Below are 26,835 nucleotides of genomic sequence, written 5' to 3'. Positions count from 1 at the left end.
TCAAAGAGCCGTGCCTTCGCGTTGAGGTCAACTCACCAGTCTTTCCAGCAGGAAATCGATGCACTGTACGAGGGCACTCACATCGTCAGGCTGGGTAGCCACGAAGGTCGCAACCCGGAGCTGGTTCCTGCCAAGCTTGCGGTACGGCTCGACGTCCACGACGCCGTTGGCGCGAAGGGTGGCGGCTACTTGGGCTGCATCGATTGAAGGGTCAAAATCGATGCAGGCGATGACGTTGGACCGGTCTTGGGGGTTGGATACGAACGGATCAGCATGTGGGGATTTCTCTGCCCAGTCATAGAGCCTCGAGGCTGAATCCGCTGTACGTGCTGCCGCCCAAGGGAGCCCCCCATTGGTGTTAAGCCACCAAATTTGCTCGTTGAGAGTCACCAAGGTGGCGAGGGCTGGGGTGTTGTAGGTCTGGTTCAGCCGGGAATTAGCGATGGCCGTCTGCAGGTCCAAAAAGTCCGGGATCCAGCGACCGGACGCTTTGATCCGCGCGACCCGCTCCAGCGCTGCCGGCGAGAACAGCGCGAGCCACATGCCACCATCGGATGCAAAATTCTTTTGAGGCGAAAAATAGTAGACGTCAGCGTGGCTGACATCCACGGCCAGTCCCCCGGCGGCGGAGGTAGCGTCAACCAGAGTCAGGGCTCCATCGTCCGCCCCGCTTACTCTCTGCACGGGCGCTACGACGCCTGTCGACGTCTCATTCTGAGGCCACGCGTACACATCCACACCACTTTCGCTCGCGAACGCAGGACGTGTGCCCGGCTCGCTCCTGAGAACAGTGGAATCTTTCAGGAAAGGCGCCTTATGCGTGGCGGCCGCAAACTTCGATCCAAACTCTCCGAAGGACAGATGGTGGGCCTTGCTGTCGATGAGTCCAAAGGTGGCCGCGTCCCAGAACGCCGTGGCGCCTCCGACCCCCAAGACCACTTCATACCCGGATGGTGCAGCAAACAGCGAGTTCAACCCGTCACGGATCTCGCCCACCAGGTTCCGTACAGGGGGTTGACGGTGTGAGGTACCCAGCAGGGTTGCACCTGCTGCTGCCAGCGCCTGCATCTGCTCCTGACGAATCCTGGACGGACCGGCACCAAAACGTCCGTCCCTGGGCAGCAGCTTAGAAGGAATCAAAATGTTGCTTGAACCCATAGTTTTGTCATCTCTCCTGTACGGTCCTGCGCGTCGGCAGTAGCCAGACCCAATTAGATTAGCGGTCTAATACTTAGTACACTAAGTGTTACGGAAGTACCGTAAGGAAGAGGGACAGGCATGGCTGGCAAAGAGTCGTTCGTTCGGAAGTTCATGCGGGGCACAGGGAAGCTAAGGGCGGTTTTCGGCCCCGCGCAACAGGGTTCGGTCGCGGGCCGGGTGGTTGTGCGGCGGGATGCAGCACAGCTTCAGCGCGAAGAGCAACTGCGGCAGTGGGCTACCGTGCGCAATGCTGATGGCACTTCCTACCTGGTGGCACGGTAACCGCTAGTTCGGTTAGCGCCTCCCCCGCCCATGAAAATGCTCCCTGAAAGCAGGCATCACCTTTTGAACGGCATTTCCGCGTCTACTGCCCGGACTCCTGTCAAGGAACCTGAACAATTTTTTACGCTTTGGACGGTTTTCAGCCGCGGCGCGGATAGTACGACACCGGACAGTACGGCCTCCTTGGAGGACCTGCTAGCTGAAATCAGTCAGGACGGAACGACCCTTCGGGGAGCCTACGACGTCTCCTCCATGCGCGCCGATGCCGATGTCATGGTTTGGCTCCACGGCAGCCGGCCCGAGGCGCTTCAGTCCGCCGTCCGGAAAATTCGGCGTACTCGCCTCTTCGCAGGCACAACCGTTGCATGCTCTGCGATGGGCGTTCATCGGGAAGCGGAGTTCGCCAAAAGCCATGTACCGGCCTACGCCGAAGGGATAAAGCCTGGAGCATGGGTCTGTGTGTACCCGTTTGTGCGCTCGTACGATTGGTACCTGCTCCCGGCAGAGGAACGCGGACTCATGCTGCGTGATCACGGACTCCTTGGACGGGAATTTCCCCAGGTTATCTCCAACACCGTTTCGTCCTTCGCGCTGGGCGACTGGGAGTGGCTGCTTGCATTGGAAGCGCCGGAGCTGACGGATCTCGTCGATCTCATGCGCCATCTACGAACAACAAGCGCCCGTCAGCACGTTCGTGAAGAAGTTCCCTTTTTCACCGGCCGACGAATTGAGCCAAGTGAAATTGCTGATGTCCTTCGTTGACTGAATCGTCCGTCCACGCCGTAGGCCGCAATAAGTTGGCAATTTCCCAGGTAACAGGCCTTCCCTCGCCTATAGAAGGTGGACCCCTACAAAGGGTGACTCCGTTATAAAAGCAAGCCAATTGTGTGTACACCCCGGGCGCATCCCCGGCAGGCGGCACGTGAAATGTAGAAAAGGAAAGCAAGTCTATGAGTCTGATGGATCGCACCGGTAGCGCGCACAGAAGGACCACGGGAACCCCCAACAAGGCCGGTGCTCCCACGGGCCTGGGTACCTCACCGGGATGGGGAACGTCTTGTCCGCATATGGGCCTTGACTTCACCTTTCGGCCAAGTGTCCTGTCCGAGCGCCCGGCGCTTCACCGGCACGACCCAGATCTGCAGCAGCCGCGTACCCGCGATGACGGCGCAGCATTACGGGCTCAGTAAACTGGAAGGACGCGGACGCGTGAGAATCGAAAGCGGACTCTTCATCTACTTGACTCCGTTCTTTTTCTGTGTCGGCACCGTTTATGGATTCCTTGTCCACTGGGGAGAACCCGTGGGTTTCCTGGCGCTCTACCTCACGGGCGGTTTGAGCGGAATGATCGGTGCCTACCTCGCCTTTACGGGAAAGCGAGTCGGTTCACGCCCTGAGGACCGCCCGGACGCCGAAATGCACGAGGGATCCGGCGAGCAGGGACACTTCGCTCCCTGGAGTTGGTGGCCGCTTGTTCTCGGTCTCGCGGCAGCGACCGGATTCCTCGGCCTGGCAGTCGGGTTTTGGATCCTGTACATCGGATTGGCCCTGACTTTGATCGCACTAATCGGCTGGGTATACGAATACAGCCGCGGAGATCACGCACACTAGATCCCGCTGAGTCACCGTGAGGAAGAGCCCGTTAAGTGCGGGCTCTTCCTCGCGTAAGTTCAGTAGACAGTGCCGTCGGGCAGCGACGATATAACCGGAAGGTGAACCGTCGCGCAGCAAGGTGCCGCGACGCAACGCCGGCGATCCCGAGGCGAAGCTCACGAAACGCCGCCGCCCCTGCCCTAGCGGCATGCTTGAGCGTTAGGCGCGGAAGTAGCTGCGGACTCCTGCGACGGCTTCGAGGGAGGTGTCGATGCCGTCCGTGGTGTTGTAGAGGTAGGTGCTGGCCCTGGTGGTTGCGGTCAGTCCAAGTCGGCGGTGGAGCGGTTGGGCGCAGTGAGGACGTACGCGCAACAGCAATCCCCGTATCGTCCAGGTACTGTCCGACGTCGTGCGGATGCACCTCCTGCGACGTCAAAGGCAGCTAGGCCGACCCGCTGCTCTCCCGCAGCGGGACCCACTATGCGTACTCGGTCTATACTGTTCAGTCCGTCGATCAGACGCTGACCAAGCTTTGCCTCGCACTGGTGAATCCGTTCCATTCCTATGGAGTCGAGGTACTTCACGGCAGTGGCCGACCCAACTGCTTGGGAGATCGTTGCGGAGCGGGCAGATGTTCGGCGGATTCCATGGTCACGGTTGTGATCATGGAACCGCCGGTGAGGAAGGGAGGCAGTGCGTTGAGTAATTCGCGGCGTCCGTAGAGTACGCCGATGCCGGTGGGGCCGAGCATTTGTGTCCGGAGAAGACGGCGAAGTCCACGTTGAGCTGGTGAAGGTTCAAGGCCATGTGCGGGGCTGACTGGCAGGCGTCAAGGACGGTCAGGGCGCCCACCTCGCGTGCCATTGATACCAGCTGGCCTACGGGGTTGATGGTGCCCAGTACGTTGGAGGCGTGGGTATACGCAACCAGCCGGGTCCGGGGGCCGATCAATGCCGGGCCTCGTCCATTTGCAGGGTCCCGCAGTCCGATACCGGTACGTACCGCAGACGCGCCCCTGTACGGAAGGCCAGCTCCTGCCAGGGCATCAGGTTGGCGTGGTGTTCCATTTCGGTGACGGCGATTTCATCGCCCGGGACCAAGAATGAACGGGGCGAGTTCAGCCCCGCCCCTTTGCCGGGCGCCCCAGAGCGTTGCGTTGGAGAAGGCGCAGCTCAGGGCGTTGACGGCCTCTGTAGCGTTTGAGACCCAAATTATTTCGTCCTCTGCCGCTCCGACGAATTGGCCCACAGTTTGCCGGGCCTCTTCGAACACCTCTGCGGCTTCCACAGCGACGCTGTGCGCCCCCCGGTGCACGGCAGCGTTGCGTTCCTGGTAGAACGCTTGCTCAGCTTCGATGACTGCGAAAGGGTTTTGGGAGGTGGCGCCCGAATCCAGGTAGATCAGGCGTTTGCCGTTGACCTCCTGGTCCAGGGCAGGAAAATCGGCCCGGATGCGCAACACGTCGGCGTTATCGATGTCCTTGGCACCCGTTGCGGGCTTCGCGCCGACGGCTATGTCATGCACTCCTGCCCGAGAGGCGCAGTTGCTGCTTTCGTCATCGCAGCGATTGGTCATCCGGGTTCTTGGGGACGACATAAGTGCTGCCGTCCGGGGCGGCGGAGAGTTTCCCACTGCTGGGTTTCTGCTTGGCGCTTCTCCAGCAGTTCCTTGTTTTCTTCGGTCATGTCGTGATCGATTGCGCTCTTGTTCGCCGGACCAAAAACTGCCCGCATTTGCTTGTGGCGTTCATGAGCCGGCGACGCTGTCACCGCTCTTGCGCCGGCTGGAGGCGGCGGGTCTGATAACCCGCCGAAGGGTGCCGGAAAACGAACGCGCGCTTGCCGTTGAGCTGACAGCAGCAGGTTCTGCGTTACGGGCCGAAGCAATGTCAGTCCCGAAGCCGACGATGCAAAGCCTCGGCCTTAACCGGGAGGATGTCAAACAACTCCACTCGGCGATGATGCGGCTCATCGATGCTACAAAGGCGAGCCGCGGGCAGGACATTACGGACTAACTGGTGGCTGCTGCTGGGGCTCTGGTTCCTGCTCGTCGCGGCGATCGCCACGATCCTCACACAGTCATCGAGGCTGCTGCGCGCTGCGTCCCCGGAGGAGACACCGCCATACGTGTTCACTGCCCAGTTTTCCCTCTCGCACGCCTGTTACATCCTGACGTATCCGCTGGCCGGTTGGGTCGGTGCGGCAGCTGGTCTGGGCTGGGCTGCGGGAGCGCTGACAATTGTTGCGATGATAGGCAGTGCAGGGGCATTCGCCTCCTGGCCTGGGCACGACGCCGGAGAAGCGACAGAAGTGCGAGGGAAGGAGCATAGCGTTGAGTAGCCAGCCCCACCGCGCACCCGACATCCCTTCCCTGGTCCACCGCTTGGTGCCACCGGATGTGCAGCTGTGTTTTACCCATCCCATCCGAGTACGACCTGTCTCTGAGCGTGATGGGCGGCAATGCGATGAACGCTTGGAATGTTGCCCGCAGGATCCCATCCGGCCTGCTGCACATCAACGATCAGACCGTGCAGATGAGGCCCACGTTCCGTTCGGCGGCGTCGGCAACTCCGGAAACGGAAGCCGGATCGGCGGAGCCGAAGCTAACATCGAATCATTTACTGACATCCAGCGGGTCACCATTCAACAAGAAGCAGCCCGGTACCCCTTCTGAGGGATAACAGAAAGTGCAGGTAAGTAGGAGTATGAAAATAGGGATTCTAGGCGCTGGTGCAAAGGGGCGGGTCCCGTCCTTGACGAAGGCGATTGGACCGCCGTCGACCGCTTCCGGAGCAACGTGACGGACGCGCAGGGCGGTGGTACCGCTGGAGAACCGGCCGTCGGTGAGCAGCAGGACGTCCTTCGGGGACCTTAGAGGTGATCCCCTTTCCTTCGCCGTTCCTCGGACAGTCCGAGCAAGTTGACCGTGGACCGACCCTTCTGGTCCAAGTAGGTCACCATCTTGGCGGACCATCAAGCACCAACGCGGATACGATCGTTGCCGTCAGTGGCGGTTGGCGGACTGGTCCCGCTGAAAGATTGCGTAGAGCCACCACAGAGAGGGAATCACTAGAATCCCGGCGATCAGTACGGCAATTGAGTTGGCTAAAAGGACGCTTTCGGTCGCTGAAGCGTCGGCGAGAGGGAGTCCGGGAAGGACGTTGGGATATTGCCCGATTCCCCAGCTCCACAGTAGCGCCGTAACGGCGAGGGCCGCGGAGAGACGGACGGTAAGGAAACTGCGCCGGGACATCAGGATCAGGGACGCCACGCCGGCAGCAAGCGATACGGCGGCGAAGGGCAACGCGGGCATGGACAGCAGCTGGCGGAACAGCCCTGGGGCGTCTGTCGCTAAGATGAGCAGCTCGAGGACTGCGAGCACGCCGGTGACCACTCCGGAGGCGAGGGCCTTACGGCGGAAGGCCTGGGCGAGCGCTGGATCACCTTCCCTTCGGGCATCGTGGGTCAGGTACACGGCGGCAAGGTAGGCAGTTGTCGCCACGGCGAGCAGTCCGCTGGCAAGCGAGGTCGGGTTGACCCAGCTGGTGATCGGGTCACCTGCCGCTATTCCCGGAGGAACCCGCTCGGAGGCAAGGGCGCCGCCGACGGTGCCGAGGAAGAAGGGAGTAACTACGGAGGACAGGGCAAAGGCTCCGCCGAACAGGCGCTGCTGCCACAGTTTTTGGCTGACCTTTCGGAACGCGAAGGCTGATCCTCTTGCAATAATGCCCAGGGCGACGAGGGTCAGCGGAATGTAGAGGGTTGAGGACACGGCGGCGAACACCGAGGGGACGACGGTCCAGGTCAGGATGATCACAAAAATCAACCAGACGTGGTTGGCCTCCCAAATGGGGCCGATTGAATGCTCAATCAGGTTTCGTTGCGGTCTGCCCTTCTCCGCCCCGCCGGCGATGAGGTCCCAGAAGCCCCCGCCGAAGTCGGCTCCTCCGAACAGTGCATACGCCGTCAGGCAGATCCACATTGCTGCCATCAGCAGCTCGGCAAGCGGCATGGCTGACCTCCTAGATGATTTTGTAGCCTGTCACATCCGACTCCTGAGGCGCGAGGGGAATCGGCTTGTCTTTGGCGAGCCGCCGCAGCACATAGAGAGTGGCAACTGTGAGGAAGAGGTACACCACGGAGACGAGAATGAACCCGTAGAACAGCCCGGGCGCAGGGTTGACGGCGTCAGAGGTCCGCAGGACGCCGAAAACGATCCAGGGCTGCCGGCCCACCTCGGTAACCACCCAGCCGGCCTCCAAACAGACCACGGCGATGAGGCCCGAGAGGCTCACGGCCCGGAGGAACCAATCGGACCGGGGCAGATCCTTGCGCCGCTTCCAGGCGATTGCCATCCAAACGGAGAGCGCCAGCAGGGCAAAGCCTCCGCCCACCATGGCCTGGAAGGCGAGATGAACGATGTTCACTGGCGGCCGGGCGTCCTCCGGGATCTCGTTAAGGCCCATTACTTCAGCGTTCGGGTCAAAGTGTGCCAGGAGGGACAAGCCGCTGGGGATTTCAATGGCGTACTGCATTTCCCCATCTACGGCAATACCGCCGAGATGCAGCGGGGCTCCCCGCTGCGTCTCGAAAATGCCCTCCATGGCCGCGAGTTTCACTGGCTGGTAGTTGGCGACGAAGTGCGCTGCCCAGTCGCCTACCCCGATCTGGACGGGAGTGACAGCGGCAGCAACGGCGAAGGGCAGCATGAAGCCCAGCCGGTGGTAGTTGTCGCGCCGCCCGCGCAACATGGCGAAGGCGTAGACCGAGGCCATGCCAAAACCTGTCACCATGAATGCGGCCAGGATCATGTGGACGGTCTGTGGCGGCGCGGCGGGGTTGAACATGGCTGCCACCGGGTCCACTGCGATAATCCGCCCGTTTTCTTCGTCGAACCCGGTGGGCTGCTGCATCCAGGCGTTCGCCGTAACCACGAAGAAGGCACTGGCAATGCCGGCAAGGATGACGGGGATCCCTGTCAGCATGTGCGTGCGCGGCGGCAACCGGTCCCAGGCGTAAAGGTAGATGCCCAAGAAAATCGCCTCGATAAAGAAGGCAACGCCCTCCAGGGTGAACGGCAGGCCGATCACCTCCCCATAGACTCCCATCAGTCCGGGCCAGAGCAGGCCCATCTCGAACGAGAGGATGGTTCCCGAGACGGCACCGACGGCGAAGAGGACGCCCATCACCCGGGCCCACCTCCTGGCCAATAGACGGTAGTTCAAATCACCGGTCCTGTGGCCACGCCACTCGGCCAGCAGCGTGATCACCGGCATGCCGACGCCGAAGCACGCAACGATGATGTGCCAGCCCAGCGACAGGGCCATCTGCAAGCGAGCGGCCATCAGATCGAGGGGCTGGACCTGGACAACAACATCGACGAACACGAGCGACTCCTTACCGGCAGGGGCCGCGAGGGCCAAACCGATTGGTTAGTGGCATCGTACGCGCCCGATCCCGGTACATGAATACAGCTGCACCGGCGCGGCTGTGCTCATCGCCTTCCTCCTGACTTTGTTCTTAGGCCCGCGTGATGCCTGTCAGCGGGTGTGCCATGGCCTACCCCTTTGCTATTGCTTCGCCGGCCAGTGCTGGGGAAAGGGCCAAGTGCAGGAATTCGTCGTATTCGGTATGGAGGTGTGCGAACTCTCAGGCCTGCGATACCAGGAACGAATCCGATAGGCCCCGGAGTTGCGTTCGATCATGAAGCCACGCGCCCCGGGAGCGGAGATGGCGGACTGCCGGGTGGCCACTCTGGGAAGGGCGACTCGACCAGGCATACGAGCCGCACCTCGACCGGGACAGCGCTAATGCAGGTTTATCGCCCATCCGCGCTACTTCTTCGTCCGTGCGCACGCGGGCCGGCAACCGTCAGAAGGTGCAACGCGGCTAGGCATCGGCGCCTACAAAGGGCGGAGAAGACTCACTGGAACGGGCCACCGAGCTCCACGGACGCCAACGTCAGCAGATACTGGGAGTCCGTAAGTCTCAAGGCATCCAATATCGGCTTCCATTCCCCAACTACGGTCCGTACTGCCCTTGTTACAGCCAGTGGGTCTCCTCTTGAGCACCAGTTCGACTTCAGCTGGCCCGCCTGTTGACGCACACTTCATTCTTTGTAATCTCATTGCCCAATATGGTTAGGGTGCTAATCATTAGCGTACCAATCGATGCAAAGGAGTAGTGCGCAACGCGACTTACGCCCTTTGGAAGAAGCGCGTTGCCGCCGTCTCACCTACCCCGGTTACACCCTCTTTTCGGTTGAAAGGCAAACCCATGTCTCTGTTCCTCTTTGAAGTTGTCCCTGCCACTCGGACCAAGGAAGTAGCTTTTGGCCTCATCGAGGCAGTCACCGCCGCCGCCGCCAGGATCAAGGCAGAGGTCATCGAGAGCCAGGTCGCCGCCGGCAATGAGCGCATCTTCATCATCATCGAAGCTGCCGGAGACCCCGGTCTGGAAGCGGCTGTCAGTGGAGCGGTCGGCGACCGCGCCGATCAGTTGACAGGTCCGGATGAGGTCCGCCTTATCGGCGCCGAACTTGAGGACATCAAAAGCCTGCGCAAGACCGCTGACTACCTGGTGGAATGGGATATCCCTGCCGACATTGACATGGAAACCTACCTGGCCCGCAAAAAAGCCAACTCGCCCAAATACGCCGAGGTACCTGAGGTCAGCTTCCTGCGCACCTACGTCCGTGAAGACACGGTCAAGTGCCTGTGCTTCTATGACGCTCCGGACGAGGCTTCCGTCAAGCACGCCCGTGAGGTCGTCAGCACCCCGATCGACCGCATCCACAAACTCGGGTAAGCCCAGCCCAGATGGAACCCCTCGCCGAACCGCTGCTGCAGTATCCGCAACGCAGCGCACTCCTGGAACAGGCACGGCGCAGCGCCGCGCATGTTGATGCAGGCCAGATTTCACCCTTCACGCTGCTCCAAAGCATCGGAGAGATCGGTCTGCTGGACTTGGGCAGGAGCGGATCACTGTTGCCCATGTCCGCCGTTATATACGACCTGGCCTCAGAGTGTGTTGCCTCCGCGTTTTCGCTGTGGGGGCACCGCATGGCTGTGGCATACCACGACGCCACAGGCGCCCAATTGCCCACCGGCGTTCTCGAGGCGGAGCGGCCGGCCGCCTCTGCCATGGCCCCCGCCTTCAAAGCCGCTGCCGGTATCAGTGAGATTCCGGTTCTGGCCCGAAGAGTCGACGGCGGCCTCAGGATCAGCGGCAGTATTCCGTGGGCGTCCAATATCTATGACGATGCCATCGTCGTCCTGCCTGTCGTGGAAGAGGACGGCAAGGCACTGATCGTGCGGACGATGGCGGGTGCAACAGGCCTTACCGTACGTCATCTCACTGAGCTCCTTGCCCTGAACGCGACACGTTCGGCGTCGCTGGAGTTTCAGAACGTCTTCATTCGGACGTCGGACATCATGACGGATGATGTGCCCGCGTTCCTGACGTCAATCCGGAAACCGTTCCTGCTGCTGCAGGCCGCCTTCTGCCTGGGCCTTTCGGCGGCTGCGTTGAATTCCGCCGCAGATGGCCTCACTGGAGTTAACGAAAGCTTCAAACCAGATGCGGACGTGGTGACCGAGGAGTTCAGGCGGCTGCAGCGCGAGTTTATTGCCATGGCTGAAGACCCGTCCCCGCCCTCCAAGCTGTCATTGCTGCAGTTGCGGCTGGACAGCGCCCACCTGACCGGCGCCGCCACTCGACTGGAAGCAGCAGTGGTGGGTGGCCGGGGATACCAGTCGGCGTCAGCCACAGCCCGGCGCCTGCGCGAGGCAGCGTTTCTGCCCGTGCAATCCCCTACGGAAGGACACCTGCGATGGGAAATACAGCACTCACAGTAAGCCGGGCCACCAAGACCTACTCATTCGCGACCGGCCCCACCTTGGATGGGGTCGACCTGATCCTGGGCAAAGGCGAGGTCTTGGCCGTACTTGGCCCCAGCGGCAGCGGAAAATCCACACTGCTACGGGCCATCGCGGGCCTGGAACCCCTAGATTCAGGCAGCATTGAATTCGAGAACCCGAACGAACGCCACGCGGTGGTGTTGTTGATTGTGTCAAGCTTTTTTGGCCCCAGAGGGACGGTTACTTGTGGCCCCGGCTAAGTAGGGCGGAATGTGGCTTCTCAACCGTTTGCTGCAAACTGTCAAGGTGTGAGTAATCTTGTCATCCGTCTGTCATACGCCCTTAATTCTCCTTGTCGAGTGACAAATCTATGCTTCGCATCGTGGCTGCTCGTAATCGTGCCCGTGTGCCGGTGCTTGTTGGCCAGCTACCGAGCTGCTCGCGCCCGGGCATGTGGTCGGTACTTGGAGTGCCACGTGACCTGGGAATTATAAGGATGCTTCCTTGTCATGAGGCAGGCTGCGGAGACGTCCTTGGAGTCGATTGGACTCGCTAACCAAGGTCCTGCTCCGGAACCGCGCACGGCAGTGACATCATTCGGCGAGGAGCCCGTGAGTTCTAGCCATGCGGAGAGCGGCCTGGAAGGGCAAGCTGGTGTTGCAGGGCGCCCAAGCCTGCCAGCTAGGGCAATCGCCAACTAGTCGGCAGTGCCCTGACGGCTGGCCTTTGTAGCGTCGATAAGCCGCGTCATTGCCGCATGGAGTTGAATAACATCTTCCCGGTCGAGCCCGAGCCTCTGCATCATGGTCTGTGGCACGGACAGCGCTTCGGACCGCAGGGCAACACCTGCTGCTGTCAGCTCAACGGCGAGTGCGCGTTCGTTTCCCGGTACTCTCCGTCGTGTTATCAGGCCGGCTGTCTCCAGGCGGCGAAGGAGCGGCGACAGCGTCGCCGGCTCGAGGTCCAGCGCACTGCTGATCTCCCGAAGCGATTGTGGGCTTCTCTCCCACAGGGCGAGCATCACCAGGTATTGCGGATGAGTGAGGTTCAGCCTTTCCAGCACGGGTCTGTAGGCCCCGACCACGCTCCTGGCCGCGACGCTCAAAGCAAAACACAGTTGCTTCTCCAGCAGAAGATCATTCTCAGTCCCCTGCTGACGCGCCACCTCAGTCATCATTGCTCCAATCATTAGTCTGCTAATACTTAGTGTACTCTTGATCTATCTGACAGGCACAAAGTTAGAGCAAGGTGGAAGAACAGTGGGTTTTGTACACAAGTTTATGAACGCCACGGGCAAATTGCGGGCAGTCTTCGGTCCGGCGAACAAGAGCGCCCTGGACCACGACATGACCGAGGAAAACCAGGAACTGCTCAAGAAGCGCCAAGCGGAAACCCAGCAGTGGGAAACCCTCCGCCGTCCTGACGGCAGCACCTACGTGGTCCCTAAAAACCCTGACGATCAGTCGCTGAGGTGACGACAGCAGCGACTCCGTCCCTGCGGGCAGGAGCGCGTCACGCAGCGGCCGCTACGACCGCCATATCAAGTGCCGGCATCGATAACGCCGAAGTGTTGCGCATCCGGAGCCAGTTCCCCGCCCTGGACCAAGAGGTCAACGGCAAACCCCTGATCTACCTGGACTCCGGCGCCACCTCCCAAAACCCCTTCCCGGTCATTGAAGCTGAGCGGGCGTTCTACCAGGAACGCAACGCCGCCGTTCACCGAGGGGCGCACACGCTCGCCGTGGAAGCCACAGAGGCGTTCGAAGAGGCCCGGCAAAGCGTGGCTCAGTTCGTGGGAGCTGCGGAGAACGAAATCGTCTGGGTTTCAAACGCTACCGAGGCCATCAACGCCCTAAGCTACGCTTTCTCCAATGCAACGCTCTGGGCGGCTCGGAAGAGAGGCGGGGCCGAACTAGCCCCTTTCCTTCTCGGCCCTGGCGATGAGATCGTCGTCACCGAAATGGAACACCACGCCAACCTCATCCCATGGCAAGAACTGGCCTTCCGTACAGGGGCGCGTCTGCGGCACATACCGGTATCGGCCAGCGGGACCCTGCAAATGGACGAGGCCCGGTCGCTGATAGGGTCCCGCACCCGTCTGGTTGCGTTCACCCACGCTTCGAACGTCCTGGGCACCATCAACCCCGTTGACCAGCTGGTATCAATGGCACGCGAGGTGGGCGCCCTGACCGTCCTTGACGCCTGCCAGTCAGCCCCGCACATGGCCTTGAACCTTCACCAGCTCAACGTGGACTTCGCCGTCTTCTCCGGACACAAGATGCTCGCCCCCACCGGCATCGGGGTTCTCTACGGACGCAACGAATTACTCAACGCACTGCCGCCCTTCCTCACCGGCGGTTCCATGATCACAACCGTGACCATGGAACAGGCCCACTACCTGCCCGCTCCCCAACGGTTTGAAGCCGGTACCCAGCGGATCTCCCAGGCCGTCGCACTTGCCGCAGCCGTCAAGTACCTCGACTCCATCGGCATGGAACGGATCCACCAGTGGGAGTCAAAACTTGGCCGGCGTCTCATCGAAGGACTGATCACCATTGACGGAGTAGGCATAGTCGGTCCCGGCGCCGGAGAACCCCGCCTTGGCCTTGCAGCTTTTGACGTCGCAGGAGTGCATCCACACGACGTCGGACAGTACCTCGATGAGATGGGAATTGCTGTGCGCGTCGGTCACCACTGCGCCCAACCGCTCCACCGCCGACTTGGACTGACCGCAACCACCAGGGCCAGCACCTATCTGTACAACACCACGGACGACATCGACACCTTCCTCGAAGCCGTCGCGGGAGTCCGCAGCTACTTCCGCGCCTAACGCGCAGACAGCCTGCAGGATAACCCCCGTCACCGAATCTTCGGTCAGGACATGCCCTGGCGCATTGCCCAAAAGAAGGCACGAGGGCCGTGGCCTCCTTTTCACTTTCAGCCTGTCGTCTTAACCGGCAGCGGGCAGGCACTCCTTGCCCACCCAACATTTCAGGAGAAGACATTCCATGGCTAAGACATCCCTGAGAGGAGCCAAATTGCAGCTTGTTGGTAGGGCGGGTTTCCTTGCTTCCATGTCCACCTGTGCGGTCCTCGCGTTTTCTTTCGGGTCCGCATCCGCCACAGGCCACGAGAGCCTCCTGCACTTCACGCCGTACGGACATTGGGAGGCGTTCGGCACCGGACTCCTGATCCTCGTCCTCACGGCCCAGGCTGCCGTCGGATTCTGCTCTGTCAAGCTGAACTGCTTCTACTCAGAAAAGTCAGGTGATGGGGATGTCTAAACTCCACAGCCACTGCCGATCCGCCACCGAGTCCGACGGGCCCTACGCGCTGGAAGTTGCAGCCAAAGACATCGCGCAAGTCGAGGCCGCCAAGGCTGCCATTCCACCGGGAACGCCGATCAACATCGCGTTCCTCGGAAATGAAGATCATGCCCAGCGCATCAAAGCTGCACGGGTAATACGGGCATGCGGTTTCGAGCCCGTCCCAATTATTTCCTCGCGCCGCCTGCGCTCGGAGCGGGACCGCGATTATCTTCTCGACGCTCTGGTTGCAGAAGCCGCCCCGTCGCGGATAATCCTTGTGGGCGGTGACCCGGCCGTTCCTGCCGGCCCCTTTGAGGACTCGCTGGCCCTCCTGAGAAGCGGCCTCCTGGAACGCCATTTTATCCGCCAGGTGGGTATCGTGGGGTATCCAGAAGGACACCCTAAGGTCGACGCCGACACGCTCTGGCGCTGCATCAAATGGAAGTTCGGCTTTCTCCAGGATGCGGGTTGCTCGGTCGAAATTACGACCCAGTTCGGATTCGACGCCGATGCCGTTGTCCAGTGGATGGAGCGCCTCCGCAGCGAAGGAATCGACGCGCCCGTCCGCATTGACGCAGGATTGATGCGCAAGAGGTGAACGGCGACTCCCGGCCATGAATAGCCGCATGCCAGTGAAAACCAAACCAGGACAGAGGTGCCGGCTCGGCTATCGCCGAGCTTGGTCCGACAGTTGCTGTCGGTTCTGGTCTGAAAATGACCGGGCGTTAGCGGCGGGCGTCGTTGATTGCGTCGAGGAATGTCCGGGCGGCCTGGGCCACGAGCCCGTAGTCTCCGGTGCCTTGTGTGGCTTTGGTGACGAAGCTGCCGACGCTGACTGCGGTGACGCCGGCTGCGAACCAGGCGCTGACGTTCTCCGGGGTCACTCCCCCGGAGGGCATGATTGGTGCCTGCGGAAGAGGGGCCAGGATGGTCTTTACGTATGAGGGTCCGCCGAGTTCGGCGGGGAACAACTTGACGATGTCCGCCCCCGCCTCAAGGGTGTCCACGACCTCTGTAGGGGTGAAGGCGCCGCTGGCAGTGACCGCCTGATACCGGTTCGCCGCAGCGATCATCTTCGGGTTCAGCTGCGGGCTGACCAGCAGCCGCGCCCCAGCGGAGATGGCAGCGAAGGCCGCCTCGGCGTCCAGGACAGTGCCGGCACCAATGACGATTCCCTGCTCGCCGTACTTGTCCGTCAACCGCTCGATGACTCCGAGCGCGCCCGGGACGGTCAGCGGAACCTCCACCGCACGGATTCCGCCTTCGATCGCAGCCTCGGCGACCCGGTAGGCCTCGTCAGCGGAATCAAGCCGGGCAATCAGCAGAGCGCCGGACTTGACGATGGTCTCGAGTACTTCAAACTTTGTTAACATAATATAATATTGTATCCCAAATTTTCACACGCGGGGAACGCTGAGTGAAAATTTGTTAAAGTGGTAGTTCCTGCTATCGAAGGAGCCCGCACGTGAATCTGACAGCCAGACCGCTTATCCCCGAGCAGCGCCATCAGGAAATCCTCCGGCTGCTTCGACGCGAAGGGGTGCTGAGCATCCGCAGTCTCACCGATTACATGAACGTCTCCCACATGACCGTCAGGCGCGACATAACAGCCCTGGAGGATTCGGGTCAGGTCGTCTCAGTACAGGGCGGGGTACGCCTGGCGGAATGGACCGGTCAGGCCCCTCCCCGGGAGCGGGAGTTCAGGGCCCAGCTCGAGCTGCCCCGCAAACAGGCCATTGCCGAGCTCGCTGCCACGTTCGTGGAGGATGACATGGTGATATTCCTGGACGCGGGCACCACCTGCCAGTCCGTGGTGCCCTACCTCAGTGCGCGCCAGAACCTCACAGTCGTCACCAACGATTTCTACGTGGTAACCAGCCTTTTCATCCACCCCCACATCGAGGTCATCCACACCGGCGGCGCGGGTGGACGCCTCCAGCGCCTCCAGCTCAGGCCGCATCGCAGCGGACGCCATCAAGGGCATCAATATCGACCTATTCTTCCTCAGCACCGGAACCTGGAACATGTCCCGAGGCGTCACGACCTCATCAATGGACAAAGTGGAAGTCAAATTCGCCGCCCTCCAAGCCTCGACTTCCTGCTTCCTTCTGGCCGACAGCACAAAATTTGGAACCGTCTCAAAATTCCGGGTGGCCCCAATCGAGAAACTCGACGCAGTCATCACCGACGAACAACTACCCCAGGAAATGCAGGAGAACATCCGCGACCTCGGTGTCACCGTCCACGTCGCCCGACTTGGAAAGCCGGCCCTTTCGTAGGCGCGACCCTGCGAAACGTGTGCGGCGCCGTTTCACAAGTTGCCCATATAGGGCACACCCCAACCTGACGTTGCGCAGCAGACCCCAGCGCTTGAGGACCCGGGACGCATTGGGTGCAATCTGCAGGCCGGCGCCCACCTCGCCGAAGGCGGGGGCACCTCCACGAGGGTGACGTCGGCGCCGTTCTCCTTCGGGGCCAGGGCCCCGGCAAGGCCGGCCATGCCGCCACCCACTACCAGGACATCGGTGGATTTTTTACGTTAGACATGAGTAGCTCCTACTGCTTTCGATGAGGAGGTTTTGATGCCGATGAATCCCAGCAGCACGGCTGCCACGGCGGCGGCTCCGGCGAAGGCCAGGAAGTTCGAGTTAACGCCGAGTCCGGCGGCGAGCAGCAGCCCGCCCACCTGCGGCGCGGCGACCGCGCCGATCCGGCCGACGCCGAGCGCCCAGCCCAGGGCCGTTCCCCGCAGGTGTGCCGGGTAATGGGTTGCCACCGCGGCGATGATGAGGCATTGCGTGCCGTGCGTACCCACGCCGGCGAGCACCAGCATGAGGTATACGACGGCGACCGGCGGGCCTGTGACCAGGACCAGGAGTCCCGCGGCGGCGACGGCCGCTGCCGCTATGGCCGTGGGAACGGGACCGAACCGGGTGCCCGCCCAGGCTGTGATGACCGATCCCGCCACGGCTCCCAGGTTGAGTGCCAGGGCAAACGTCAGGGCGGACCCGAGGTTGTACCCGGCCAGCTGCATGAGGTTGGGAAGCCAGGTGCCTAGCCCGTACCAGGCGAACAGGGTCACCAGCGTGGCAATGGCATACAGCATGCTCAGGCCCCTGAAAGGCGGACGGAGCAGGGAACCGAAGCCCACCGGCTCCTTATCCCTGGCCGTTCCGGATTCCTCGGACGGTAGGGTTTCCGGCAGGTAGCGGATACCCAGCGGAATGACCACCATCAGCGCCAGCACTGCGATCAGGAACATGACGGGCCAGCCGAAGGCGGGGATGAGGGGAATGCCCACGAGGGCGGCGATGGAGCCGCCGATGGGAACGCCGGACATCATGAGCGTTGCGATGGTGGACCGCCACTTTGCCGGCACGAGTTCCGCCACGAGCGCGTTGGCCGAGGGGACCAGGCCTCCCAGCCCGATTCCGGCCAGCAGCCGGAGGCCACCGAACGCGACGGCGTTCGGCGCGAAGGCGCAAAGGATGGTGAACACGGAGAACACCACGGCGCACCCGATGATGGTGCGCCTGCGTCCCCAGGTGTCGGACATCCGGCCGGCGAAGATGGCGCCGAGCATCATGCCGACGAAGGCCATGGACCCTACGGTTCCGGCCGTGGCTTTTGTCAGGCCCCAGTCGGTTCCGTTGATCAGCGATGACTGGACTGTGCCGTAGACGATCAGGTCATACCCGTCGAAAACCACCAGCAGCCAGCAGACCAGGACGGCCAGCACGGACCGCTTGGGGAAGATTGAGGGGGTGGAGCCGGGGGTTCCGCCCCGGCCGGAGTCCGGACCCGCCATTGGGCGCTGCGGCTCTGCAGCGGAAGGTGTGTGGTTCATCCCACTACTGTGCTGGCCTTCTCGATGGATGGCCTATGAAATTCTGTCATGCAGAATGCACCCGCGCGGCGGCTGCCCACGTACCCCATCGGTACCCATATCGTTGACGCAGTCCCTGATCGCCGTCCCTCATTGGGGTTCCCGCTTCGCTCTCCTCACAGGGCCGGCGTAGTGCAGCACCGTACACAGGAAGGCACGAGTGCGCGATCCCTTCCGTGAGAAAACCACCGCCGCGCCTCGGCCGCAAGGCCCCTCCCGCAGCGGGATGATAACCATCGCCAGTCACACAATGGTCGTACGCGTCCAGCTAGTGCACACCCCAACCGGACGATTCCGAAAGCTGGCTTGAGGACCATAATGGGCAATTAGGCTGCCGCGCCCCACGACCGAAGGACACCAAATGGGTGACATGGCCCCTCGCTTCCGCAACAGCGAAAAGCACCGCCTGCCACTGAACGATCCTAGCCATTCAATCAGAACGTCAGACGGACTGCTCATCCTGTGTCAACGGCCATTGAGAATTGCCCATAGGTGGCCAGCATTTCTGCACGGCTCCTGTATTCGTGCCCGCAAAGAGAACGTAATGGGGTCCCCCAGTGAGTAGTTATCGATATGGCCCCAACGCAGACTGTTATGTGGATATTGGACAAACGCACTGGCCTTCGCAAGATGATCGAAGCGAGTCGTTTATCTCGCTTGTTCCTAGCCACTAGTGCCCCTCTCAAGGGGGCGTGGAGCCGCCGGAATGCCCGTTTTGTATATGGTTCCATTCTGCCCCCGTACCGCCCGGAGCATTGCCTTTGCGTCCGCCTTCTATAACGTCACGAACTTTGCCTGAGCTGGCTTTCCCTACCCGGTGCCAGGTGCCTCCCCCAACGATTAGGGACAAATCGAAGACGCACCCCCAAACAGGAGGGGCTTGCTCGGTTCCTTCTTAAACTCGGCAAATGGGCCAGCGGGGCAGGGCCCCTGACCCAGCGTCTGGAAAACGCCTTAACGGAGGTCCGGCACGGTTACGCCAAGGACGCGATGGGCTGGCTTCACCAAGTCACCTAGGGCGTGTCTCCTAAATCCGGGGTTTCCGAGCAGCGATGCTTCTCGACCGCCAGCGCGCCGAGCCCACAGGCCTGCGGGCGTGCGGCTGCCGAGCCCAGCGCCGTGGGCTACTCACACCCGTCGCAGCGAAGCAAGTTCGTTGTACTCTTCGTCCACGTATAATTAGGGCAGTAACTAAATTTGAGTATCCTGGCTGGCGCTTGAGCGCCGAGGAATGGAGCAATCTGATGCACCCCACCTACGTCCTTACTCACGGGCTCTGGTCTGACGGCTCCTGCTGGTCCGACGTAATCACTAGTCTGGCGCGCAGCGGCCGGAGCGCCATTGCCGCGCAGCTTCCGCTCGAGAACTTCACCGGAGACGTCGACGCCCTGCGCCGGACCATCACGAGCATCCCCGGCCCGGTCGTTGTGGCCGGCTGGTCCTACGGTGGCGCGGTCATGTCGCAAGCTGTCACGGGCCTGCCCAACGTGCAGTCCCTGGTGTACGTGGCCGCATTCGCACCCGCCGTTGGTGAGTCCGTGCAGGATATCTCTGGTCGACGTGCTGGCGGCGCGCTCGGACAGGCCGTCCGCGTCGTTGGCGACACGCACCTGATCATCGACCCCGACCAGTACGGCGCCGTCATGGCCGAAGGAGCGGACCCCGACCGCATCACAGTGGCTGCCGCCGTCCAGAAGCACGTGCGCATGGGACTGGATGCATCCCCTCTTGAGCAGGCTGCCTGGCCTGACCTGCCCACGCACTTCCTCGTCGCCGAGCGCGACGAGGCGCTGCCTGCCGAAACTCAGCGCGAGCTTGCCGCTCGCATGAACGCCACCGTTCAGTCCATCGATGGTCCTCACGCGCTCATGCTGACGCACCCCGAGGAGGTCGCAGCAGCCCTGCTCGCTGCGGCGTAACCGGAAATATCCGCTACCACGCCAGCGAGACCCCGTAAAGGTACGCGAGAGCTCCCCAGTCAAGAATTTCTACCGCTGCCCAAACGGGAAGAGTTCCGGCGTACTTTGCATGGTGGTGCCTAACAAGTCTTCCTTCGACTCCGCGAGACCCTTTTGGTAGCGCCGCATCCATGTGGCGTAGGAGGGCGAAGGTTGCTGTCCGGAGACTCGCATCGAAGTTGTAAAGCCTTACGACGTCGCTGAAAGTAGTGCCGGGTAAAAAGTGTCTTCGCGATCGAAAGCTCCCTAGCGCCTAAATGAGTACCAGTACCCGCTGAGACGGTAGGAGTTGATGTGCTGCAGCTGCTCGACGGCCGCGTCCCGCTCCCCCCGGGCCATCGTGGCACAACCCGACGTTTTACTCTGCGATGAAGTCACCTCAGCGCTGGATGTCTCGGTTCAAGCAACGGTTATCGAACTCCTGCGCGATCTGATGGCTGATGGTCTCACGCTGGTCTTCGTCACACACGACCTGGCCGTCGTGCGAAGTCTTGCAGACCGCGTAGCGGTACTGGACCAGGGTCGCATCATTGAGGAGGGGGTGTCGACAGAGATCTTCGAGCGGCCGGTTGCAACATACACCCAGCGCTTGCTGGCTAGTACGCCTGGCGTACCGGCCGCGCACTGACAAAGGCGCCGGCAAGCGGGACCGCAGACAGATTTTAATCCACAAGAGTGGATACGCCACGAGCACGCGTGGCGTATCCACTCAATGCATTGCCCCCCGGTACGCTCTGGGGACATTCACCGCAGCCCAGGAGCAAAACGGTTCAACCCCGTCCCTGGTCCTGCAGAACAAGCTGATTGGGCTGCAGAACAGATGACAAGCATCAATGCTTGAAAGACCAGCCATCCCGGAACTGTAAAGGCCGGTCGGTTTCCCCTACCACCCAAACGGACGACCCGAAGCGCCGTCAGGATCCGCTCGCTGATCACTCAAAGGCACGGCAAGGACACTGAGCGGCATCAAGCCCTCAAGATATGCCGAGATCCAAGCCAACAGAAACGAAAAGCGTCAACTCATCTATGCCACTGCGGGCGAAGGCAATCGAAAGCCATAAATGCGCTTCTCCGAAAAATGGCAGCAGGGAAGCCCTGATTGACGAAGGAAAGTACCGACTACTTGCAAGAACAGCAGAAGTGAGCGGCACACATGAACGCGGGGCGTGCCTCTTTCAATGCGGCCCATGATGCTCACGCAATACCTTAGGGCACAACACGACATAGAACACGGCAGTCCAGTACGTTATGGAGGAAGGCGTCCACGGCATTCTGGTTACCCGGCACTGGAACACGACGTTAAGCGTCGCCATCCCCGTAAACAGCCCCATACGGAGAGACGCTGGAAGAAGGCGACCTGTCGAAGGATTCGCGTCAAGAGAATGCGCAGTTAGGCCTGGGGACGTCGGCCAGGTTGCTGCCGCAAAGCGAAAGCGCCAGTAAATAGTTCACCGTCGCAATGAGTGACCGTCTGTATTTAAGCCTCGTCGTATTTGCAGGGCCCCGGTTACGGATCGCAGCCGAAAGGCGCCCTACGGGGCGACTTGCAACTCTCCGTGGGCGAGGCCATCCCCCACTTCCAAGAGCGTGCCGGATGCACGTGGAAGCAGCGCGGAGCGTTCCAGGTTCCGGACGGATTCAACACCCATGAGCTTCAGGTTTCGCGTCAGCTCGTCACTAAGTATGCGCAGGACGTCGCGGGCGCCGGCTGTTCCGCCGCCGGCCAGGCCGTACGTCAGCGGCCGACCCACAAGGCAGGCCTTGGCGCCCAGGGCAAGGGCGACGACGACGTCCCGGCCGCTGCGGATGCCACCGTCGAACAGCACGTCCGCCCGGTCCCCGATCCGGTCGGCGATAGCAGGCAAGGCTTCGAGGGTCGCTTGTGCTCCCCCAAGCTGCCGACCGCCGTGATTGGAGACGATGACGCCTTGCGCTCCAAGATCTACACAGCGTTCAGCATCGTCCGGATCCAGGATCCCCTTGACGAGGAGCGGGCCGTCCCAGACGTCCCGCATCCATTTGAGGTCGGCCCAGTTCATGGGAGCTGCAAGGACCCTCTGCTGGGTGGCGGCGGATTTGACCGCGCCACCTCCTGTGGGGTTGAGGTTTTTCATGGTGGTCCGGCCATGGACCAGATATGCCCAGCACCAGCTGGGCCGAAGGGCAGCCGACAGGATACGGGCGGGACTGAGCGTTGGCGGCAGGCCCATTCCATAGCGCTTTTCGCCGAGCCGGTTGCCCACGGCAGCCATGTCGACTGTAACCACGAGCGTTTTGTAGCCGGCTGATTTTGCCCTCTCCATCATCGAGCGGGACAATTCCCGATCTCCCCAGGGGTAGAGCTGGAACCAGTGACTGATGGACGTACCCTCGGCCACCTCTTCAATGGAGTAGGTGGAAGCGCTGGACAGAACAGAGCGGGTGCCCATCTGCTCGGCCGCGCGGGCCGCGCCCAGCTCGCCATGCCAGTGCGCGGCTCCGCAGAGTCCAATTGGAGCAAATAAAATGGGGAGGTCGAGCGTCTCCCCGGCCACGGTCGTGGAGAGGTCAACATTTCCGCCGCCACGGAGCACCCGCTGCCGTAACGCCCAAGCGTCGAAGGCAGCTGTATTGTCGCGCAGCGTCCGTTCGTCGTCGGCACCGTTCTCGATGAAATTCCACATCATGTCCGGCAACCGCCGTCGAGCTCGCTGACGCCAGTCCTCGATAGTGAGCGGTCGTGGTCTCGTAGTGAGTGAGAGCCGAAAGCCTGCGATTTCCATGTACTACTCTCTTTCAGCGGGTCGGCGGTGAAGCGGCAGGGCAGGTCAGGCGCGCACGCGCGGAACGGTGGCCGCTATCGCGGCGCCCACAACGGCGACGCCGCCAAGCGCAAAGAACGCGGTCGACGTCGGTGCCCCGCCAGCCATCAGCAGGCCCGTCAGCGAGGGACCGATGATTCCGCCGATACGTCCGACAGAGGCTGTCCAAGCGGTACCGGCCGCGCGGCACGAGGTCGGGAAGTGCGTTGCCGCGAATCCGTACACCAGCGTCTGTGCGCCGATGGTCCCGGCGCCCGCAATGAATGTAAGCAGCAGCAGGAACGGGGTGGCTCCCTTGATGCTGAGCAGGCAGATGGCCACAGATGCCGCTCCGAATGCCGCTGCCACGACCAGACGCGGGCCAATGCGGTCAGCGATCCGGGATGCGAACAGCGGAACGATAATAGCGCCGGCGTTGAGCACCAGCAGGAATGTCAGTGCCGAGCCGAGTTCGTAGCCGCTGGCCCGCATGAGCTGCGGCAGCCAGGTATTTAGCCCGTAGGTGAGGAAGAGCCCGCAGCCGCTGAGAAGGCCAATGAAGACAGTGGAGAGCCAGCGTTCTCTGGTGAAGAGTGCCAGGGGGCCGCGTCGAGTGATGCTTTTGGACTCAGTGGTTGACTCTGCCGGCGCTTCGTCCAGGGTTGACTCCAGCCCGTACTTCCCGGCAATCGCGAGGGCCTCCTCGTGGCGACCGCGGACGTTGAGGAATGCCGGGGACTCGGGGAGGAAACGCAGGGCGATCGGAACAATGGTGATCAGGGGCAGGGCGCCGATCAGGAACATGCCCTTCGGCCCGAAAGGTCCGAGCACGAAGATGCCAAGCAGTGCCGCGAGCAGGCCTCCGGTGGGGTATCCGGCCCACATGATGGCGCTGTAGGTGTTGCCGCGTCCCTTGGGCGCAAACTCCACAGCCAATGCCGCCGCAGTTGGGATGAGAGCCCCGACGCCTAGGCCAACCATGAACCGGGCGAATCCGAATACGGTGATGTTGGGTGCCAGCGCGCAGACTACCATCCACACGGAGAACCAGGCAGTGGAAGCGAGGACGAGCTTGCGGCGGCCGACGAAGTCGGCGATGAGTCCCATGCCGACAGAGCCGACCAGCATGCCGACCAGGACATAGCTGCCGATCAAGCCTGCCGTGACCGCGGTCAGGCCAAGTGTGGGATCGGCGAGCATCGTGGGCAGAGACGTGCCGTAGGCGACCATGTCGTAGCCCTCGGCCACGATGGAGAAAAAGCAGAGTGCGAGGACAGCTTTGCCTGACTTGGTTTTAGTGCTTCGTTGCACTTGAACGGACATGAGTTTCCTATCGAAAGTTGTGTTTGGTGGGATTGTCCCAGGGCGCAGAGGTAGAGCGCTGGGTTCGATGGAGCCGCGGGAACCCTGGCCTCCATCGAACCGGGGACAAGCACCGGGCCGTGGTACTTGCAGCCTGGCGGAGTGGGTCTACCTGATGGTTTCGCTGGCCAAGAGTGTCAGTGCACCAAGGACGGGTGCCGGGTTGCCTGTTTCTTCGCCGAGACGGACGATTGCGCCTCCGATGTAGTCGGCCTCGGTACGGCGTTTCGCTTCACGGTCCTGGAGCATCGATGTCTTGTGGTCCTTGGCATGGACGTAGGCTTCGTCCAGTGCGGTCTGGATCCGTTCCCGCGAGACTTGCACGCCCTGGCTTGCGGCGACAAGAACCGTTTCGTCGACGACCCGGGACACGATGTCCAGGGCAGCTGCACTTGCGGCTATCTGGCCGACTGTCTGGCCTGTGACGGCGCTAAGCGTGTTCAGAGCTGCGTTGAAGGCAAGTTTTTCCCAGATGTGTGTCTGGATTTCTTCTTCAAGAGTTGCGGTGAGCCCTGCCTCTTTCAGGGTATCGACGAGGCCCTGCAGGAAAGGCTCCTGCTGGCCGGTGAAACTGCCCACGCGGACCTTGCCTCCCGCGCCGGTGGAAATGTGGCCGGGCCGTTCCAGGTCGGCAGGGAAGTCGGTGATGCCGACCAGAGTATGCTCTGCCCCGAAGGTTGCCGCCAGCAGGTCAGCGTTTCCCAGCCCGTTCTGGAGCGTCAGCCCGAAGGTGGCGTCGCCAATCAGGTGTTTGATGGATGCCACCGCTGCTTCTGTGTGGAAACTCTTCGTAAAGACAATGATGAGCTCAAGTGCCTCGTTGAAGTCCGCAGCCGTTCCCGCGGTCACGGGCGTGTGGCGGGGTTCTCCGGCGGCCGTAATGGTGATGCCTTCGGCGTTGAGGGTTTCGATGGTTGCCGGTGCTGCGTCGATGAATCGGACCTCGTTGCCGGCCATCTGCAGGCGTCCTCCGAAGAGCTGTCCCATGGCTCCTGCGCCAACAATGCCAATTTTCATGTGCTTTTCCTGCCTTGTACGTTGAGGGTGCTTCGATGACTTCGCAATTGGTTTCCCTGCTCAGTCGTGGAATTTCAGAAGGGGTAGCGGGCGGTGTCTTTCTGCAGCGTGACCCACTGGATGTCTGTAAAAGACTCGATGTTTGCTTCGGCTCCGCCGATCCGGCTTCCGTTTCCGGAGTTTCCCACACCCCCGAAGGGAATATGGGCTTCGTCGGCGACCGTCTGGTCATTGATGTGCACCAGTCCGGAAGGAATCTGCCGGGCCACATCCCAGGCGTTCATGGCGTCCGCACCGATCACGGACAACGACAGGCCATATTCCGAGTCTTTCGCCAGGTCGATAGCTTCCTGGACGGTGCTGAACCGGATGACCGGCGCAACGGGGCCGAAAACTTCCCCGCTGTACGCCGGGGTGTCCCGCCGCACGTTGTCCAGCACCGTGGGTGCATAGAAGAGCCCGTCAAAGTGGCCACCGGCCACGATCGTTGCCCCGCTTGCGGCGCTGTCCTGCACCAGGCGGTGCACGTTCTCCAGCTGCTTTGCATCAATGATGGGGCCGAGGGCCACGGCCGCCGCCGCCGGGTTGCCTACCGGCAGGTTTCGCGCTATCTCGGCGAGCTTGGCGACGTACTCATCAGCAACGGATTCGTGCACGATGTGGCGACCGGCGGCCATGCAGATCTGTCCCTGGTGAAGGAATGATCCCCAGGCCCCAGCCGATGCCGCCAGATCGATGTCCGCGTCTTCCAGCACGATGATCGCACTGTTTCCGCCAAGCTCGAGGTGGGCGCGTTTGAGGTGTTTCGCTGCGGCGGCCGCCACGTGGCGTCCCGCTGTAGTTGAGCCCGTGAAGGCGACGACGCGGACAGCGTCGTTTGCGACCAGGGCTGCACCTGCTTCGGCATCCCCCGGGACCATCTGAAAGACGCCTGCGGGCAGGCCTGCCTCTTCGAAGACCCTGGCGATCGAAACTCCGCCGCTGACGGCGGTCCGGGTGTCCGGCTTCAGGACTACTGCGTTGCCAAGGGCCAGGGCCGGGGCCACCGCACGGATGGCCAGCAGGAGGGGAAAGTTGAAAGGTGCGATGACACCGACAACGCCCACTGGGGTACGGCGGCTAAAGCTGATCCGTCCGGGGTCGCCAGCCGGGAACAACTCTCCCTGGGCCCTGGAGGGCAGAGCAGCCGCTTCATAGCATTCAAGCGCGGCCTGGCGGGTTTCCAGCTGGGCTTTGGCTGTAACCGAACCTGATTCACGGATGATCCAGTTGGCGATTTCTGCGGCGTGCTCCTCGAAAAGTGCTGCCGCACGCCGCAGAACAGCTGCCCGATCTTCATACGGAGTTTCAGCCCAAGTCGTCTGTGCTGCTTTGGCTGTCCTGCATGCCTGATCGATGTCTGTTGCGGAACCACAGCCAATCATCCCCAGGGACTCACCGGTAGCAGGTTCAAGTACAGGCTGATCGGCAGCAGTTCCACAATCCCAGGAGCCGGTGAAGATCCTGCCCTGCCAAGTGGCGGGGTTCATGAACGAAGCTTTTGCGGTGCCGACAACGTCGTCGACGCTGATGGTGGTCATAGCGATCCTTT

Annotated in this window: 23 protein-coding genes and 5 pseudogenes; 14 read left to right on the top strand and 14 right to left on the bottom strand. The window is 61.8% G+C overall.

What is annotated here, in order from left to right; all coding sequences use genetic code 11:
• Nucleotides 1-27: 27 nt before the first annotated feature.
• Nucleotides 28-1,158, bottom strand: coding sequence for a phosphoserine transaminase (gene serC, locus QFZ33_RS12245; RefSeq protein ID WP_307027805.1), 1,131 nt, complete (start codon nucleotides 1,156-1,158; stop codon nucleotides 28-30).
• 387 nt (nucleotides 1,159-1,545) lie between these two features.
• Between serC and hemQ the strand changes: the two genes are divergently transcribed.
• A complete protein-coding gene (gene hemQ, locus QFZ33_RS12240) occupies nucleotides 1,546-2,244 on the top strand; it encodes a hydrogen peroxide-dependent heme synthase (RefSeq protein ID WP_373427348.1) in 699 nt (232 codons plus the stop codon).
• 447 nt (nucleotides 2,245-2,691) lie between these two features.
• Nucleotides 2,692-3,093, top strand: a complete 402-nt coding sequence (locus tag QFZ33_RS12235) for a cytochrome c oxidase subunit 4 (RefSeq protein WP_307027801.1) — start codon at nucleotides 2,692-2,694, stop codon at nucleotides 3,091-3,093.
• A 201-nt stretch (nucleotides 3,094-3,294) separates the two neighbouring features.
• Here QFZ33_RS12235 and QFZ33_RS12230 read toward each other — a convergent pair.
• Nucleotides 3,295-4,590 (bottom strand): annotated as a pseudogene (locus QFZ33_RS12230) (aminotransferase class V-fold PLP-dependent enzyme).
• A 181-nt stretch (nucleotides 4,591-4,771) separates the two neighbouring features.
• On the opposite strand from QFZ33_RS12230, the gene QFZ33_RS12225 reads away from it, so the two are divergent.
• A complete protein-coding gene (locus QFZ33_RS12225) occupies nucleotides 4,772-5,089 on the top strand; it encodes a MarR family winged helix-turn-helix transcriptional regulator (protein ID WP_307027799.1) in 318 nt (105 codons plus the stop codon).
• A gap of 725 nt (nucleotides 5,090-5,814) precedes the next feature.
• On the opposite strand, the pseudogene QFZ33_RS12220 reads toward QFZ33_RS12225, so the two are convergent.
• The 4 genes and pseudogenes from QFZ33_RS12220 to QFZ33_RS24090 all read right to left on the bottom strand — a co-directional run.
• Nucleotides 5,815-5,940: pseudogene (locus QFZ33_RS12220) on the bottom strand (hypothetical protein); the annotation flags it as partial.
• Nucleotides 5,941-6,078: 138 nt separating this feature from the next.
• Nucleotides 6,079-7,086, bottom strand: coding sequence for a cytochrome d ubiquinol oxidase subunit II (locus tag QFZ33_RS12215; RefSeq protein WP_307027797.1), 1,008 nt, complete (start codon nucleotides 7,084-7,086; stop codon nucleotides 6,079-6,081).
• A gap of 10 nt (nucleotides 7,087-7,096) precedes the next feature.
• Nucleotides 7,097-8,461, bottom strand: a complete 1,365-nt coding sequence (locus QFZ33_RS12210; RefSeq protein WP_307027795.1) for a cytochrome ubiquinol oxidase subunit I — start codon at nucleotides 8,459-8,461, stop codon at nucleotides 7,097-7,099.
• Nucleotides 8,462-8,633: 172 nt separating this feature from the next.
• A pseudogene (locus QFZ33_RS24090) lies at nucleotides 8,634-8,711 on the bottom strand (hypothetical protein); the annotation flags it as partial.
• Between the two features lie 639 nt (nucleotides 8,712-9,350).
• Here QFZ33_RS24090 and QFZ33_RS12205 point away from each other — a divergent pair.
• Genes QFZ33_RS12205 through QFZ33_RS12195 form a run of 3 tightly spaced genes read left to right on the top strand, consistent with a single transcriptional unit; the run spans nucleotide 9,351 to nucleotide 11,193 of the window.
• The gene (locus QFZ33_RS12205) at nucleotides 9,351-9,881 is read left to right on the top strand and encodes a DUF4242 domain-containing protein (protein ID WP_307027793.1); all 531 of its coding nucleotides are present in this window, start codon (nucleotides 9,351-9,353) and stop codon (nucleotides 9,879-9,881) included.
• Between the two features lie 11 nt (nucleotides 9,882-9,892).
• Complete coding sequence (locus QFZ33_RS12200; RefSeq protein ID WP_307027791.1) at nucleotides 9,893-10,930, top strand: acyl-CoA dehydrogenase family protein; 1,038 nt, start codon at nucleotides 9,893-9,895, stop codon at nucleotides 10,928-10,930.
• Complete coding sequence (locus QFZ33_RS12195) at nucleotides 10,906-11,193, top strand: ATP-binding cassette domain-containing protein (RefSeq protein WP_307027789.1); 288 nt, start codon at nucleotides 10,906-10,908, stop codon at nucleotides 11,191-11,193. The genes QFZ33_RS12200 and QFZ33_RS12195 overlap by 25 nt, the downstream gene beginning before the upstream one ends.
• Before the next feature lie 437 nt (nucleotides 11,194-11,630).
• Here the strand turns inward: QFZ33_RS12195 and QFZ33_RS12190 are convergent, their stop codons facing one another.
• Nucleotides 11,631-12,107, bottom strand: a complete 477-nt coding sequence (locus QFZ33_RS12190; protein WP_307031791.1) for a MarR family winged helix-turn-helix transcriptional regulator — start codon at nucleotides 12,105-12,107, stop codon at nucleotides 11,631-11,633.
• 106 nt (nucleotides 12,108-12,213) lie between these two features.
• Here QFZ33_RS12190 and QFZ33_RS12185 point away from each other — a divergent pair, with 106 nt between their 5' ends.
• The 4 genes from QFZ33_RS12185 (at nucleotide 12,214) to QFZ33_RS12170 (ending at nucleotide 14,839) form a co-directional block, all read left to right on the top strand.
• Nucleotides 12,214-12,408, top strand: coding sequence for a hypothetical protein (locus QFZ33_RS12185; RefSeq protein ID WP_307031789.1), 195 nt, complete (start codon nucleotides 12,214-12,216; stop codon nucleotides 12,406-12,408).
• A gap of 20 nt (nucleotides 12,409-12,428) precedes the next feature.
• Nucleotides 12,429-13,763: an aminotransferase class V-fold PLP-dependent enzyme gene (locus tag QFZ33_RS12180; RefSeq protein ID WP_373427347.1), complete on the top strand. Its 1,335-nt coding sequence runs from the start codon at nucleotides 12,429-12,431 to the stop codon at nucleotides 13,761-13,763.
• A 208-nt stretch (nucleotides 13,764-13,971) separates the two neighbouring features.
• Nucleotides 13,972-14,217, top strand: coding sequence for a hypothetical protein (locus tag QFZ33_RS12175; protein ID WP_307027788.1), 246 nt, complete (start codon nucleotides 13,972-13,974; stop codon nucleotides 14,215-14,217).
• A complete protein-coding gene (locus tag QFZ33_RS12170) occupies nucleotides 14,210-14,839 on the top strand; it encodes a methylenetetrahydrofolate reductase (RefSeq protein ID WP_307027786.1) in 630 nt (209 codons plus the stop codon). The genes QFZ33_RS12175 and QFZ33_RS12170 overlap by 8 nt, the downstream gene beginning before the upstream one ends.
• Nucleotides 14,840-14,966: 127 nt before the next feature.
• On the opposite strand, the gene QFZ33_RS12165 is transcribed toward QFZ33_RS12170, so the two are convergent.
• Nucleotides 14,967-15,614 carry a bifunctional 4-hydroxy-2-oxoglutarate aldolase/2-dehydro-3-deoxy-phosphogluconate aldolase gene (locus QFZ33_RS12165; RefSeq protein WP_307027784.1) on the bottom strand — a complete coding sequence of 216 codons (648 nt, stop codon included), beginning with the start codon at nucleotides 15,612-15,614 and terminating at the stop codon, nucleotides 14,967-14,969.
• 92 nt (nucleotides 15,615-15,706) lie between these two features.
• On the opposite strand from QFZ33_RS12165, the pseudogene QFZ33_RS23965 reads away from it, so the two are divergent.
• Both QFZ33_RS23965 and QFZ33_RS12155 read left to right on the top strand, forming a co-directional pair.
• Nucleotides 15,707-16,105: pseudogene (locus QFZ33_RS23965) on the top strand (DeoR/GlpR family DNA-binding transcription regulator); the annotation flags it as partial.
• 61 nt (nucleotides 16,106-16,166) lie between these two features.
• On the top strand, nucleotides 16,167-16,520 hold the full coding sequence (locus tag QFZ33_RS12155; protein ID WP_307027780.1) for a hypothetical protein: 354 nt from the start codon (nucleotides 16,167-16,169) through the stop codon (nucleotides 16,518-16,520).
• Between the two features lie 75 nt (nucleotides 16,521-16,595).
• Here the strand turns inward: QFZ33_RS12155 and QFZ33_RS12150 are convergent.
• Together QFZ33_RS12150 and QFZ33_RS12145 are read right to left on the bottom strand one after the other, a co-directional pair.
• Nucleotides 16,596-16,741: pseudogene (locus QFZ33_RS12150) on the bottom strand (3-hydroxybenzoate 6-hydroxylase); the annotation flags it as partial.
• Between the two features lie 39 nt (nucleotides 16,742-16,780).
• On the bottom strand, nucleotides 16,781-18,088 hold the full coding sequence (locus tag QFZ33_RS12145) for an MFS transporter (RefSeq protein WP_307027778.1): 1,308 nt from the start codon (nucleotides 18,086-18,088) through the stop codon (nucleotides 16,781-16,783).
• A 1,283-nt stretch (nucleotides 18,089-19,371) separates the two neighbouring features.
• Here QFZ33_RS12145 and QFZ33_RS12140 point away from each other — a divergent pair.
• Both QFZ33_RS12140 and QFZ33_RS12135 read left to right on the top strand, forming a co-directional pair.
• On the top strand, nucleotides 19,372-20,046 hold the full coding sequence (locus QFZ33_RS12140) for an alpha/beta fold hydrolase (protein WP_307027776.1): 675 nt from the start codon (nucleotides 19,372-19,374) through the stop codon (nucleotides 20,044-20,046).
• Nucleotides 20,047-20,425: 379 nt separating this feature from the next.
• Nucleotides 20,426-20,713, top strand: a complete 288-nt coding sequence (locus QFZ33_RS12135; protein ID WP_307027773.1) for a hypothetical protein — start codon at nucleotides 20,426-20,428, stop codon at nucleotides 20,711-20,713.
• Nucleotides 20,714-21,617: 904 nt separating this feature from the next.
• On the opposite strand, the gene QFZ33_RS12130 is transcribed toward QFZ33_RS12135, so the two are convergent.
• From QFZ33_RS12130 to QFZ33_RS12115, 4 genes are all read right to left on the bottom strand, one after another.
• Nucleotides 21,618-22,847, bottom strand: coding sequence for an alpha-hydroxy acid oxidase (locus tag QFZ33_RS12130; RefSeq protein ID WP_307027771.1), 1,230 nt, complete (start codon nucleotides 22,845-22,847; stop codon nucleotides 21,618-21,620).
• A 45-nt stretch (nucleotides 22,848-22,892) separates the two neighbouring features.
• The gene (locus QFZ33_RS12125; RefSeq protein ID WP_307027769.1) at nucleotides 22,893-24,188 is read right to left on the bottom strand and encodes an MFS transporter; all 1,296 of its coding nucleotides are present in this window, start codon (nucleotides 24,186-24,188) and stop codon (nucleotides 22,893-22,895) included.
• 147 nt (nucleotides 24,189-24,335) lie between these two features.
• Nucleotides 24,336-25,244, bottom strand: a complete 909-nt coding sequence (locus tag QFZ33_RS12120; protein ID WP_307027767.1) for a ketopantoate reductase family protein — start codon at nucleotides 25,242-25,244, stop codon at nucleotides 24,336-24,338.
• Between the two features lie 74 nt (nucleotides 25,245-25,318).
• Nucleotides 25,319-26,824 carry an aldehyde dehydrogenase family protein gene (locus QFZ33_RS12115; RefSeq protein ID WP_307027763.1) on the bottom strand — a complete coding sequence of 502 codons (1,506 nt, stop codon included), beginning with the start codon at nucleotides 26,822-26,824 and terminating at the stop codon, nucleotides 25,319-25,321.
• Between the last annotated feature and the right edge of the window lie 11 nt (nucleotides 26,825-26,835).

Source organism: Arthrobacter globiformis, assembly GCF_030815865.1.
GTDB lineage: Bacteria > Actinomycetota > Actinomycetes > Actinomycetales > Micrococcaceae > Arthrobacter > Arthrobacter globiformis_B.
The sequence above is the reverse complement of the archived record's forward strand: the minus strand, read 5'-3'. Positions and strand labels throughout refer to the sequence as shown.